The sequence below is a fragment of the Exiguobacterium sp. RIT341 genome, assembly GCF_000632205.1.
Classification (GTDB): domain Bacteria; phylum Bacillota; class Bacilli; order Exiguobacteriales; family Exiguobacteriaceae; genus Exiguobacterium_A.
Genome location: NZ_JFYW01000008.1, coordinates 107722 through 120944, shown reverse-complemented (window position 1 = coordinate 120944; position 13223 = coordinate 107722). Strand labels below are relative to the sequence as shown.

12 protein-coding genes are annotated in these 13223 nt (G+C 48.2%); 8 read left to right on the top strand and 4 right to left on the bottom strand.

Annotated elements, in window-relative coordinates; all coding sequences use genetic code 11:
• Positions 1–174 precede the first annotated feature (174 nt).
• Complete coding sequence (locus BW42_RS09615) at positions 175–1878, bottom strand: M3 family oligoendopeptidase (protein ID WP_035410863.1); 1704 nt, start codon at positions 1876–1878, stop codon at positions 175–177.
• A gap of 178 nt (positions 1879–2056) precedes the next feature.
• Here BW42_RS09615 and BW42_RS09610 point away from each other — a divergent pair, with 178 nt between their 5' ends.
• From BW42_RS09610 to BW42_RS09575, 8 genes are all read left to right on the top strand, one after another.
• Positions 2057–2560, top strand: a complete 504-nt coding sequence (locus BW42_RS09610; protein WP_035410206.1) for a PTS glucose transporter subunit IIA — start codon at positions 2057–2059, stop codon at positions 2558–2560.
• A gap of 158 nt (positions 2561–2718) precedes the next feature.
• Positions 2719–3480 (top strand): ABC transporter ATP-binding protein, encoded by a 762-nt coding sequence (locus BW42_RS09605; protein ID WP_035410204.1) that lies wholly within the window; start codon positions 2719–2721, stop codon positions 3478–3480.
• The gene (locus BW42_RS09600) at positions 3467–5386 is read left to right on the top strand and encodes an ABC transporter permease (protein WP_035410201.1); all 1920 of its coding nucleotides are present in this window, start codon (positions 3467–3469) and stop codon (positions 5384–5386) included. The genes BW42_RS09605 and BW42_RS09600 overlap by 14 nt, the downstream gene beginning before the upstream one ends.
• A 94-nt stretch (positions 5387–5480) precedes the next feature.
• Entirely contained in the window at positions 5481–6167 is a 687-nt protein-coding gene (locus tag BW42_RS09595; protein WP_035410198.1) for a response regulator transcription factor, read from the top strand.
• Positions 6164–7156 carry a HAMP domain-containing sensor histidine kinase gene (locus tag BW42_RS09590; protein ID WP_035410195.1) on the top strand — a complete coding sequence of 331 codons (993 nt, stop codon included), beginning with the start codon at positions 6164–6166 and terminating at the stop codon, positions 7154–7156. Before BW42_RS09595 ends, BW42_RS09590 begins: the two co-directional genes overlap by 4 nt.
• A complete protein-coding gene (locus tag BW42_RS09585) occupies positions 7149–7913 on the top strand; it encodes an ABC transporter ATP-binding protein (RefSeq protein WP_035410192.1) in 765 nt (254 codons plus the stop codon). Before BW42_RS09590 ends, BW42_RS09585 begins: the two co-directional genes overlap by 8 nt.
• Positions 7879–9810: an FtsX-like permease family protein gene (locus BW42_RS09580; protein ID WP_035410189.1), complete on the top strand. Its 1932-nt coding sequence runs from the start codon at positions 7879–7881 to the stop codon at positions 9808–9810. The genes BW42_RS09585 and BW42_RS09580 overlap by 35 nt, the downstream gene beginning before the upstream one ends.
• A 30-nt stretch (positions 9811–9840) precedes the next feature.
• Positions 9841–10470: a helix-turn-helix domain-containing protein gene (locus tag BW42_RS09575; protein ID WP_035410187.1), complete on the top strand. Its 630-nt coding sequence runs from the start codon at positions 9841–9843 to the stop codon at positions 10468–10470.
• A 47-nt stretch (positions 10471–10517) separates the two neighbouring features.
• Here the strand turns inward: BW42_RS09575 and BW42_RS09570 are convergent, their stop codons facing one another.
• The 3 genes from BW42_RS09570 to BW42_RS09560 all read right to left on the bottom strand — a co-directional run bounded on the left by BW42_RS09570 (position 10518) and on the right by BW42_RS09560 (position 13098).
• Positions 10518–10949: a hypothetical protein gene (locus BW42_RS09570; RefSeq protein ID WP_035410184.1), complete on the bottom strand. Its 432-nt coding sequence runs from the start codon at positions 10947–10949 to the stop codon at positions 10518–10520.
• Positions 10950–11015: 66 nt separating this feature from the next.
• Positions 11016–12215 carry an ABC transporter permease gene (locus tag BW42_RS09565; RefSeq protein ID WP_035410182.1) on the bottom strand — a complete coding sequence of 400 codons (1200 nt, stop codon included), beginning with the start codon at positions 12213–12215 and terminating at the stop codon, positions 11016–11018.
• On the bottom strand, positions 12205–13098 hold the full coding sequence (locus BW42_RS09560) for an ABC transporter ATP-binding protein (protein WP_035410178.1): 894 nt from the start codon (positions 13096–13098) through the stop codon (positions 12205–12207). Before BW42_RS09560 ends, BW42_RS09565 begins: the two co-directional genes overlap by 11 nt.
• Between the last annotated feature and the right edge of the window lie 125 nt (positions 13099–13223).

Here is a 13223-nt window from a genome sequence, read left to right as displayed (position 1 = left end):
CACCCTCGACTCCTACAGGAAAAGAAAGCACGATTTTCGCTTTCGTCAGGGCTAGATAAGACCCGACAGACCGCATGAAATGAGAGGTGGCGCGGCTTATCACCCGTCTGTGGAAAGCGGGGATGACAGAAACGTTCATTGTAAGCGTGAACTTTAGATTGATGAAAATAATTATTAAACGCGATCGAGTACGAGGTCGTCTGCTTGTTCGAGATACGCTTTGACCGGTGCGACCGCTGCTTCAACCGTACCTGGTGCAAACGGAGACTTTAATCCAGCGCGCTCGACGAGCGTGAGGAAGCTTTCCGATCCACCGGCACGACAGAGATCGAGATATGATGTCCAAGCCGCTTCCCGGTCCTGTTCCATCCAAGCATAGAACTGGAAGGCACAGACTTGAGCGAGCGTGTAATCGATGTAGTAGAAGGGACTTCCGAAGACGTGCCCTTGCTGATGCCACCAGGCACCTGAATCGAGATAATCATTCGCTTCGTAATCACGATGCGGCAAATATTTCTTCTCGATCGTCCGCCATGCTTCGCGACGCTCAGCTGGTGTCAATTCCGGTTGGTTGTAGATGACGTGCTGGAACTCATCAATCGCAACGCCGTATGGAAGGAACGTGACACTTCCTGCGAGGTGATTGAATTTGTATTTCGCCGTCTCTTCACCGAAGAATTCTTCCATCCATGGATAAGCAAAGAACTCCATCGACATCGAATGGATCTCGCACGCTTCATACGTCGGGAAGGCACTTTCTGGAGCAGTCAGGTGACGGCTCTCATAGACTTGGAACGCATGTCCGACTTCGTGTGTCAGGACATCGATGTCGCCTGCCGTTCCATTGAAGTTCGAGAAGATGAACGGGAGTTTTTCGTCTGCGATGTAGGTACAATACCCACCGCCCGCTTTTCCAGGCTTCGCCGTTAAATCGAGTGCTTCCCGGTCGAGCATGTAGTTGAAGAACTCGTTCGTCTCCGGTGACATCTCCGCATACATCTTTTTGCCGCCTTCGATGATGAATGACTCTTCGCCTTTAGGTGTCGCGTTCCCAGACTTGAAAGCGAATCCTTCATCGTAGTAGTACAAGTGATCGACACCGATGCGTCGTTGCTGGCGTTCTTTAAGTTGTGTCGCGAGCGGGACGATCGTTTCAAGGATCTGTTCGCGATATTGTTCAACCATCGATTGATTGTAATCGACGCGAAGCATCCGTGCGTATCCGAGTTCGACGAACGATGGGAAACCGAGTGTCTTTGCGATGTCTGTCCGGATACGGACGAGTTTATCGTAAATTGTATCGATCGTTTCCCCTTGCTCTTTTAAGTAGCCATAGCGGGCTTCTGAAGCGGCTTTACGAACAGCCCGGTCTGGTGATTGGAGGTAAGGACCGAACTGCGATAAGTTAAGCGTCTTCCCGTCAAACTCGATTTGAGCAGAAGACATCAGTTTCGTATATTCGCTTGAGAGACGGTTCTCTTCTTGGAGCTTTGGAATGATCTCTTCCGAAAACGTCTTTAAGCTCGCTTCCGCGATTAGGAATAACTGTTTGCCTTGCGTCCGTTCGAGTTCATTGCGAAGCGGATGCGTCGTCAACGCTTGATAATAGCTTGAGACATATCCTTGATAGATCGCGCTTGCTTCATCAAAGAACCCTTGTTCCGTCTCATAGAACGTATCGCGTGTATCAATCGTATGACGGATTTCGACGAGCTGGCTTGCCGTTTCAAATTGATTTCTGAGGGTATTAATCTCAGTGATGGCTGCGTTTGCTTCATCTACCTGTGTGGCTTCCGTTAGTCGAGCGATTGCTTGATTCATCGATGTTTCAAGCAAAGCAAGATCAGGACGGACATATGTAATTTCTGAAAATGGCAACATGTAAGCGCCTCCTTTTGATTTCTAACTATTATCACACAAAAATACTTGCAAAACCAGAGGGACAAACGTATGCTTTTTGTGAGAACGTGAGCGAGCTGTCTAACAGCTTACTCCTATAAAAAATCGAAACTTCCATTCGGAAGAAAAACGATCGAGAAAGTAGAGGGATAGTATCATGGGATTCTTAAAAAAATTGTTTGGTGGTAACGACGCAGGAAACACGAAAATTGCTTCTGCACTTACAGGTAAAATCGTCAACATCGAGAACGTACCCGATCAAGTTTTCTCTCAAAAAATGATGGGCGACGGTGTCGCGATCGAGCCAACAGAAGGTAAAGTCGTCTCGCCGATCAACGCAACGGTTGAAACGATTTTCCCGACAAAACACGCAATCGGTCTAAAAGGTGAAGATGGTCTTGAACTCTTGATCCACGTTGGTCTTGATACGGTTAACCTCAAAGGCGAAGGCTTCACGGCTCACGTCCAGTCAGGTGACAAAGTCAAAGCAGGAGACGTCCTCGTCGAGTTCGATCTCGAGTACATCCGTGCAAACGCACCATCGACGATCACACCGATCATCGTGACAAATCACGATCAATTCACGCTTTCAGCTGTACCAGCTGAAGGAACTTCTGTTGTCGCAGGCGACACAGAGCTCTTCAAAGCAACACATAAATAAGATACGACACGCCTCCATCCCTTACGGATGGGGGCTTTTTTTGATGTCTCCTCCCTTGTCTTACCGTTTTGTAAGAGAAGTGAAAGTAAAGTCCATTTTGAGAAAAGCATGGAAGGACTAGACTGAGTGTAACGAATCAAACACAGGAGGCATTAGAAATGAAAGCAATCTTACGAGCAGAACAGATTACAAAAACCTATCACACGAAAACGGCACGCCACGAAGCACTACGTCCGACGACGCTCAGTGTCCATGAAGGGGAATTCGTCAGTATCATGGGACCGTCCGGTGCCGGGAAATCGACGTTGCTTAATCTGCTGTCGACGATCGATCAGCCGACGGACGGATCGATTTTAATCAATGGAGCAGACGTGACGGCGATGAAGGAAAAACAATTGGCACGTTTCCGCCGGGAACAACTCGGCTTCATCTTCCAGGATTTCAATCTCCTCGATACAATGACGGTCCGGGAAAACATTGCCTTACCGCTCTCACTCGCGAACGTCGATAAAAAGATGATCTTAGAGCGTGTCGATCGTGTGGCGCATCAACTCGGTATCCAGGACCTACTCGATAAACGTCCGGTCGAACTATCGGGAGGACAAAAACAACGGACGGCTGCCGCCCGTGCGATCATTCATGATCCGTCACTCATCTTAGCGGATGAACCGACCGGTGCGCTTGATTCAAAGTCAGCGACAGGATTGCTTGAAGCGATGCAGTCACTAAACGACGAAGGCGCGACGATCTTAATGGTGACACACGACCCGATGACGGCGTCTTATGCAGAACGAATTCTGTTCGTCAAGGATGGAGAGCTGTTCAAGGAAGTCCATCGCTTCGGTTCACAGAAGGATTTTTTCGAGCAGATTATGGAAGTCCAACGCGAACTCGGAGGTGCCGTCCGTGAGTTTGTCTAAACTGGCGTTTCAAAATCTAAAAAACATCCGTCAAAACGTGATGTACCTCGGTGCGGTCACGTTCGCGATTCTCATTTACTACACGTTCCTTGCGATTCGATCAAACGAAGCGATGCTTCAGGCGAATGAATTGTACGGAAAATTAGGAACGGTCTTTACTGGAGCGAGTGTTATTCTAGCGCTTTTCTCTGCTATCTTCATCTGGTATTCAAGTGACTTCTTCTTACGCCGCCGTAAGCAGGAAATCGGTCTCTACGCGTTGCTCGGTTTAGAGCGGGGACAGATCGCCCGACTGATCTTCCTTGAGACGATGGGGTATGGAGTGATTGGTCTAATCCTCGGGATTGCGATCGGAACAGTCGCATCGAAATATTTCGTACAGTTGCTGGCTTCCGTCATGGCGATGCAAGTCGATGCGACCTTTACGATCAGCGGAGCTTCCGTCGTGCAGACGATCGGCGTCTTCCTTTTGATCTTCCTGATCATTGCCTTACGTTCAGCCCGGACGATCTATCGTTTTACATTGATTGAATTGTTCAAGGCAGAGCAACAAGCAGAATCCCTTCCGAAAGTCCATCCGATCCTAGCCGTGCTTTCGGTCGTTTTGATTGGTATCGGTTACTATTTGACGGGACAACCGTTAATGGATCACTTTACGATTGTCGCACCTCTCTTGATGCTGTGTGTGATCCTCGGGACATTTGGAACGATGAGTTACTTCACGATCTTTTTATTACGCCTCTTAAGTAATCAAGCGCGACATTTCAAAGGAACGAATTTGATTCTGCACGGACAATTGCTGTCACGAATCAAATCGAACGCTGTCATGCTGTCGACGATCACGGTCATTACTGCCGTGACATTGACGACAGTCGGTACAGCGACATCGATCTATTACTTCATCGATCAGACTGTCGAGGAGCAAGTCCCGTACAGTCTGTCGATTGCGAGTAAACAAGCGGAAGCGGAACAGCTAATTGCCAAGTCCGACCAGAAGATCGACAGCCGGACGATGGTCAACGTCAAGAACGTCGATCACAAGATGACTGAGCTTCCGAACCCGCTGACGTTCACACGCTATTATCAAACCTATGCTTACGAAGATCAGCCAGGGCAATTTAGTTACGTCAATTACTCGGATTACGTGAAGCTTGCGAAAGCAAACGGTCAAACGGTCATCAAAGAACCGAAACGAGGCGAAGCGATCGTCCTTGAAACATTTAAAGGAAACGATTTGTTGAAGATGAAAGTCAAATCGCCGGTCGGTGTCAAAATCAAGGATGTCCATGAGTCCTTTCGCATCACCGCTGCGACGAATTTACCGATCGCTCAACTTTATGAGAAACAACGGCTTGCCTTCGTCGTAAACGACGATGCGTTTGCAAAGATGCCGGAAAAAGGTTTTACGCTGACGAATTATCAGTTTTCGGATGAACGTCATGACGATGGACTGATAAAGCAATTAACGCAACTGTATGGAAAACAAGCGGATACAGAAATGGCAGCGTACTATCCGGTCTATACGATGACGACGGCAACGACCGGCTTACTCGCGTTTGCTGCCGGCTTCCTCGGTCTCGTCTTCTTGCTTGCGACAGGTTCAATCATCTACTTTAAGATGCTCGCGGAAGCAGAAGAATCGAAACAACGGTTTGCGATCATTCAAAAGATTGGTGTCGATGAAAAGGAACAAACGGGTATCATCCGTCGCCTCGTCGGATTCGTCTTCTCTTTACCGTATGTCCTCGGACTCGTTCATAGTCTAGTTGCGATGCAAGTCCTGCAGAAACTGTTGAACTACAATATCGTCCGTCCGACATTACTTGCGATTGTTTGCTATACGATCGTCTATCTGATCTACTATATCGTCACGGTTCGTGCTTACCGCCGCATCGTGACGGGATGAACTAAATACGGATACACAGAACTGGAAACGGAATAATCGTTTCCAGTCCTTTTTGAGTTCGTTATGATAGAAACAGAAGGAGTTGACGTGAACGATGCATACGATTTTATTAGTCGAAGATGATGTGAAAATCGCGACATTATTAAAGGAACTACTCGAACGTTATGATTTTAAGGTCGTCGTCGAGGATGGACGAGGGGATGTCATCGCGACCTACGAGGAAACGAATCCTGATGTCATTTTATTAGACGTTAATTTACCGAAGTTCGACGGTTTCTATTGGTGTCGGCAATTACGGATGAAGACACGGGCACCGATTCTCTTTATCTCGGCACGTGTCGGCGAGATGGATCAAGTCATGGCACTCGAATATGGTGCTGATGACTATATCGTCAAACCGTTCCAAGGAGCGGTCGTCATCGCGAAGATTAAAAGTCAGATTCGCCGGGCGTATGGCACGTTGTCGAACGAGGCGGATGAGCGGACGGTGACGAAAGAGGGTGTCACACTGTACTTAGACCGTTATATCGTCGAGTACGGGGAACAGTCGATCGAGCTGTCGAAAAAAGAAGGGCTGATCCTTGAGATGCTGCTGACGGCAAGTCCACGAATCGTTAGTCGGGGTGACTTACTCGAACGGATTTGGGATGACGAAGCATTTGTCGATGAGAATACATTGAATGTAAATATCACCCGTGTCCGTAAACGACTTGCAGAAATCGGAGTTGCTGGTCTAGAGACGGTTCGAGGTGTCGGCTATAAACTGGTTCTTGAGCCATGAAGCTTTTTTTACGGCACGTGATACCGGGTACCATCTTCTTTACCGGACAGATGCTCATTTTATACGCTATTTTATGGCTCTACGACCTCTATCGTCCGGCAGCATTTTTTTACATCGTCCTCTTGAACAGCATCGGTCTCTTGATTTATCTCAGCTATCGTTTCTTCAGCATGCTTCCGCTGTTACGACGGATGCAACAACCGGTCCAGTCAGTCGCAGAACCGATTCGTAGCGATAGCGAAGAACCGATTTCCGTTGCCGTCGAACAATTTTTAGAGCGGCAACAGACATTGTTTCGCAATAGCCTGTTTGCTGAGCGACGAAAAGAAAAAGAACGACATCGGTATGTCGATCAATGGATTCACCAGATGAAGACACCATTATCTGTCATCGAACTGATCCTTGAACATCCAGGGGAACACTATCAAGCGGATTTACGTCAAGAGGTTGATCGGTTACGCAGTGGACTCGATCAGATGCTCTATTCGTCACGCTTAGAAGCAATCGAGACAGACTTGAAGGCGGAACGACTGGTATTGAAGCCGCTCGTGACGAGCATCATCAATCAAGAAAAACGATTGTTCGTCAAAAACCAGGTCTACCCGAAACTCGACATCGCCGAGGACGTGTATGTCTATACGGATGCAAAGTGGTTTCGTTTCCTCGTCTTACAGCTCGTGACGAACGCGATCAAGTATACAACGGGGCATGGTCGAGAAGTCGTTCTGACGGCAGAGGTGACAAAGGGGCAGGTCGTCTTGTCGATTCAAGACGATGGTGTCGGAATTCCGAAACGAGATGTGCCGCGTGTCTTTAATGCGTTCTTCACGGGTGAGAATGGGCGCCGCTACGGGGAATCGACCGGGATGGGCTTGTATTTCGTCCAACAAGTTTGCTTGAAGCTCGGGCACGAGATCGAACTCGAGAGTGAAGAAGGTGTCGGCACGACATGCCGGATTCGATTAGTAGGAGGTCGCGCACATGATTGAAGTCAAACAATTGGGGAAGGTCTATCCTGGAAAGGTGACGGAGCAACCGTTGACCGATTTGAACTTTCGGGTGGAGGAAGGTGAGATGGTTGCCGTCATGGGACCATCCGGTAGTGGCAAATCGACACTGATCAACTTGCTTGCGACACTTGACGAACCGAGCTGGGGATCGATTCTGATCGATGGCGTCGATACAGCGACGTTCAAGCGAAAAGAGATGACACGTTTTCGGCGCGAGACGCTCGGGATCATCTTTCAGGAATTCAATCTACTCGACTCGTTGACACTCGGTGAAAACATGCTCGTTCCGTTGATGCTGTCAGGGAAAAAGGCGAAGCTCGCGCGGGAAGAGATGGAAGAGTTGGCACGTCGTCTACAGATTGACGATCTGCTCGATAAACAGGTCGATGAGGTAAGTGGCGGACAACGACAACGAACGGCAATCGGTCGTGCCTTGATCCATACCCCGCGTCTGATACTCGCGGATGAACCAACCGGAGCACTCGATTTTCAATCGACGAAACATGTCATGGACGTCCTAGCCGAGTTGAATGCAACCGGGATGACGATGGTCATCGTGACGCATGATCCGCAAGTCGCGTCGTACTGTAATCATGTCTTGTTTCTCAAAGATGGTAGCATTCAGACGGAATTATTCCGTGATGAGCCACGACGTATCTTTTTCCAACGGGTCATCGAATCATTATCGCTATTAGGAGGGGATGAGCATCAATTATCTGCAATACGCCCTACGTAACATCCGCCGCTATCAGCGGTTGTACTACGGTTACGCCTTGACAATTATTATCGCGATGACAATCGTGACGAGTTATTGGAACTTGTTGACGAATAGATCGTTCCAAAATGTCGCCAAGGTATTGAGTCAATTGAACCAGGTCATCGAGCTGACGATTTTCTTCGTCTTCACCGCGGAGCTGATCATCTTACTCTTTAGTGTCCTATTCATTTATTCGACGACGTACACGATGCTTGAGCACCGTAAGAATGATTTGCGGACGATGCGAACACTCGGCAGTGGACTATCGCATTTCTTAAAATATTTTTTGATTGAGGTCTTGATCGTCGGTGGATTTGCGATTACGGCAGGACTAGTGCTTGGAAACGTCTTGACGAAGATGTTATTACTCTCTGTCGTTAAGGTCATGTTCTTGCCACCGATTGAATTCGAGTTATCATTTTATGCAATCCTCGCCTTGATTGGTGGTGCCCTCATCGTCTTACTGACGGCAACCGTTCTCGCGATCTATCGCTTTCGTCCCGACCGACCGGTTCGATTACGGTCTCCGTTTCGACGACGGATCTGGATTCTGATACAAGTCATTGCTTTGTTGACTCTGATCTACGGGTATACGCTCGCATTCATTCGGATGTACGAATTTTACATCGTATTTCCCCTCGTCATCTTCATCGGATCGTTCTTCATTTGCCGGTATGTCTTACCGTGGTTGACCCAATTATACCGTCCTCGTCGTCTGTCGCTTCGGAAGCTGATCGTCTCGGAAATCGCCAATCAACTTCGTACGAATAGTACGTTGATTGCTCTCGGGACGATTTTGACGTCTTGTGCGCTGACAGCAGTCGGTCTCGTTTTCTTATTTCAATTGGTCGGACTCGATTTATCGTCACAAAACCAATTCGGTCTCGTCTATTATGAAGAGTCCGCTCAGCCGACGAAACGATTGAAGGATATCAAGCAGACGATGACCAAGGCGTTCCCGGATCGCTACCAGCAAGATATTCAAGTGAAGGCAGATGGAACACGGGTGCTCTTGCCGATTTCAGCGTACAACAAGATGATGCGTCAACTGCATTTTCAGGAGCGGACAGCGACCGGTCGACAGAGTTTCTTCGTACCGGCACGTCCAGTACAACTGGAAGAGAACACGCCGACGATGAAAAAAGCGAAACAGGCGATGGAAAAAGCCGACTTTGAATTGCTTCCCGCTGCTTCCCATGATTTAGTCTTCGGTTACAACTACCGGATCGAGACGATGTTCGTCGTCAGTGATGCCGTCTTTCAAACACTGAAGCAACCTGTCCGTCAAATCGTCGTCTTTGATACGCCAGCCTATCATGATTACGGAACAAAGGACTGGGAACAGTGGATGAAGATTGTCCGCAACATCCAGTCTGCAGCAAAGCTAGATGAAAAACAGTCGGTTCCTTATCAGTTGATCAATGAGACGGAGGATGAGATCGACGGCATCCGGATCGTGCGCCTCGTCACGTTCGTCGTCATCCTCCTGACGATCTGGTTGTTCGTCATCAATGCAAGTTTCCTGCATGTGTGGATGCAGATGACAGCGGAACAAGAACAAAAACGAATGAAGACATTGTTTGCGTTAGGGTTCGGTTCCGGGAATATCCGCCGTTACTTGCTCATGAAGTATGGTGCGGTCTTACTCATTCCGTACCTGATCTCGGTTTTTCATGCTTTCTTATTGTTCCAAGTCGTCGTGACCCGAGCCGGACTACAGGTCGGGTCATTCCTCGACTTAGCCACATTTTGGATCAGTATCGTCACGACCGGATACTTCTTAAGTGTCTTACCGATTTGGTTACGCTACCCACGCCATCTGTTCCGGAATTCATCCAAAAGTTCGATGTATCCGACACCGGATTCAAGGGTATGATGATACCATAGGAACAAGGGAGGGAATCGTATGCTAGACCATTCACCATATCGGGGTTACGGTGACCGGATCCGTATCTTACGAGAGCGTGCCGGGATTACGATCGAACAATTGGCTGAACGCCTCGGTGTCGCACCGTATTTCATCCGTCGGACGGAACTCAGCGAAGTCTATCCAACTAAACCCTACATCGAAGCATTAGCGGACGTCTTGAACATCGATGCCAGTTATTTGGCACGGCATATCTGGACGGGAGAGTCGTTAAAGTTCATCATGCAACAGAACACACCGCTCGAAGAGATGAAGCTTGCTTATGAACAGACGCTCGGACAAGACGGAACGTGGGTCGAGGAACAGCTCGAGGAGCGAATGCGTCTATTTGATTTAATGTATGATGAGGATGTCAAACGGATCGAGCAGACGATGAGTGCTACCGAGCAACGGATCTTTCATGAGCTCGTCGAAGCCGTCATGGAAGCAGGAGAGTTGCAACGCGATCAAGCTGAAGAGACGTATGAGTTATTTGAGGATAAATTACCATCGATGATGCAACTGGATGAATACCTCGATCGTATGACGGACGGGATTTCTTTGTCCAGTTCGACTTATTATGCGGATTATAGCGACCGAAAAAGCCGCTCTCGTTATCACCGAAAATGAAAAAAAGTCGCTATCTTCTGATTGACGTTCAGAAGACAGCGACTTTTTTATTGACGTTGTGGCATCGGACGTGGACGACGCGTCTTTTGACGTGTCCGACCGATGATGAAACCGATGATCGCATTCGCAATGACGAGTACCCAACCGACATAGCCGAAATTGAGAGTTAAGCTACCGAGCATCGCTTGCCACTTGAAAATCATCATCACATCACCACGCAAGACGAATCGCGCGAGACAGACAAGTAAGACAGTCAATCCGGCGATGAAGACACCAACCCAGCTACCGTATAAACGGGAAGACTGGCGGCGCACCGCGACGAAGGACCAACAAAAGAGGCTAGAGACGAACGCCATGCCTCCGTAGGCAATGACGAGTTCCCATGTCGCACTCGCTTGCGGGAATTTCGTGAACATGACAAGTGACGAGACCATGGCAGCAGCTGTGAAAAGGATCGCTGCCCAAAAACGAGACCGCATAACGTAGTTCCTCCTAAAGGCTTTTTCTCACCTAACGATAGCGGAAACGATTCGTCTTGTAAACTGTTACCGGCGTCCGCTTAAGATCCGGCGTAATTGTTTAAGCGGATTCGATCCGTAGAACAGAACACCACCACGGTAGAATTTCGTTCCGACAAATAAGGCGAGCGAAATGCTGATCAGCATTAAAATGAGGGAAATCGAAACTTGCCATAGCGGTACATCGGTCAACATGACACGCAAGAACATGACCATCGGTGTAAAGAACGGAACGAATGACAAGACGACGACGGCTTGATTCGTTGGTGCGTTCAGACTGAACATTGAAATCATGAAGGCAGCAACGATTAACAAGATGACCGGTAACGTCACTTGCTGCGCATCCTCGACCCGGCTGACGAGCGAACCGAGTGCTGCAAGTAACGTGGCATATAGGAAGTATCCAAGCAAGAAGAAGACGAACAGATAAATGATTGTTCGGGCACTTAAGGAATCGAGTGATAACTGATTGAATAAACTGCTACTTTGAGCACTGTAGTAGCCGACACCGACGAGAATCGACAATTGTACGAGACTGACGGTAGCGATTGAAAGAATCTTCGCGAGCATGTGCTGGATCGGACTCGCTGCAGAGATCAGCAACTCCATGACCCGTGATGATTTTTCATTCGCGATTTCCGTGACGATCATTCCACCGTAGATCGCGATCGTGAAGTACATCAAAAACAACAATACATAAACGAGCGCGGAGGCAGCAAAGAGTTCGTCTTCACTTTTTCCACCTGTCGACGTCAACTCTTGTTTGACGGGAACGGGTTTAGCGAGTGACGCAAGAACGTTCGGGTCAATCTTCGCATCCGTGATGACCGCTTGATCACGGACTTGTTTGACGACCGTCGCGACTTGTGTCTGTAACTCGGATTCAGGACTAGCACTAACGAGCGTCACGTCATAAGAGTCTTGAACAATCGCTACGACGTCAAATGTGCCTCGATCGACCGCTTTACGTGCTTCTGCGACCGTATACTCCTTCGGTGTGATGTCTGAGGTGACACCAGCCTTTTTCAAGGCAGGGCGAAGGTCTGTCGATAATTCACTGACGAGGGCGACTTTCGGATCGTCACCCGAGAACCAGTCGAGAATCCGTTCGATATTGCCGAAGCCGACGAGAAACAGGACCATCAGAACAGTTGAGATCAAAAAGCTTTTGGCACGTAGTTTCTGTAATAGATTGAAGCGATATAAAGTCAGGAATTTACGGTTCATAACGTTTTCCGACCTCCTCGATGAAGATATCCTGCAAGGATAATTGATCCCAGACGAAACGATCAACATGGTGTCCTTCACTGACGATATGTTGGAGAAGTTGGTCAGCGGTTTCTTTTGAAGAAACTTGGACGACATGTCCATTATTGTCCGACTCAACTTGAAGGACACCCGGTAAGCTATCCCATAGGAGTGGTGGGGCATCCGTCGTCAAGAGGACACGGGTCTTCCCATAGCTCGCCTTGATATCAGGAAGATAACCAGCGACGACGGGCTTACCATGATCGAGAATCGCAACATGCTCGCAGAGTTCTTCGACATGATCCATTCGGTGACTCGAGAAGACGATCGTCGTTCCATCGACGGTCAATTTTTTAACGGCACGTTTTAATTGTTCCGCATTGACTGGATCGAGTCCGCTAAATGGTTCATCTAAAATCAGCAGTTCAGGTTTATGTAGGACGGCGGAGATCAACTGGATTTTTTGTTGGTTTCCTTTTGAGAGTTGTTCGACACGCATTTTTTCATATTGAGGAATTTGGAAATACTCGAGCCATTCGGTCAGTGCTCGTTTTGCATCCTTCCGTTTCATATCGCGGAGTTCAGCAAGAAATAAGAGTTGTTCGTCGACTCGGACTTTCGGATACAATCCGCGTTCTTCCGGAAGATATCCAATCTTTGAAGTCGGAATGCGTTCTCCGTTCCATGTGATCGAACCTTCGGTCGGTTGGAGTAGACCGAGTAGCATCCGGAACGTCGTTGTCTTGCCGGCACCGTTCGCACCAAGCAAACCAAAGATTTGTCCGCGTGGCACTTCGATCGTCAACGCATCAACGGCAGTGAAATCGCCGAAACGCTTCGTGATGTGTTTGATTTCTAACATAAGAACCTCCTTATAAAGATGTCTGTTGCACGACAAGTGTACCATTGTTACATAGTGTCCTACGTTCAAAATTGGGTAAAGGTTCCAGGGAAAATGGAAACAAGTCTAATTAGTTTACTTTTTGT

Excerpts from the sequence above, each read along its gene's own strand:
- BW42_RS09590 (WP_035410195.1), top strand. The coding sequence starts at position 6,164 with ATGAAGCTTTTTTTACGGCACGTGATACCGGGTACCATCTTCTTTACC.
- BW42_RS09570 (WP_035410184.1), bottom strand. The coding sequence starts at position 10,949 with ATGCGGTCTCGTTTTTGGGCAGCGATCCTTTTCACAGCTGCTGCCATG.
- BW42_RS09560 (WP_035410178.1), bottom strand. The coding sequence starts at position 13,098 with ATGTTAGAAATCAAACACATCACGAAGCGTTTCGGCGATTTCACTGCC.
- BW42_RS09575 (WP_035410187.1), top strand. The coding sequence starts at position 9,841 with ATGCTAGACCATTCACCATATCGGGGTTACGGTGACCGGATCCGTATC.
- BW42_RS09605 (WP_035410204.1), top strand. The coding sequence starts at position 2,719 with ATGAAAGCAATCTTACGAGCAGAACAGATTACAAAAACCTATCACACG.
- BW42_RS09585 (WP_035410192.1), top strand. The coding sequence starts at position 7,149 with ATGATTGAAGTCAAACAATTGGGGAAGGTCTATCCTGGAAAGGTGACG.
- BW42_RS09595 (WP_035410198.1), top strand. The coding sequence starts at position 5,481 with ATGCATACGATTTTATTAGTCGAAGATGATGTGAAAATCGCGACATTA.
- BW42_RS09580 (WP_035410189.1), top strand. The coding sequence starts at position 7,879 with ATGAGCATCAATTATCTGCAATACGCCCTACGTAACATCCGCCGCTAT.
- BW42_RS09565 (WP_035410182.1), bottom strand. The coding sequence starts at position 12,215 with ATGAACCGTAAATTCCTGACTTTATATCGCTTCAATCTATTACAGAAA.
- BW42_RS09610 (WP_035410206.1), top strand. The coding sequence starts at position 2,057 with ATGGGATTCTTAAAAAAATTGTTTGGTGGTAACGACGCAGGAAACACG.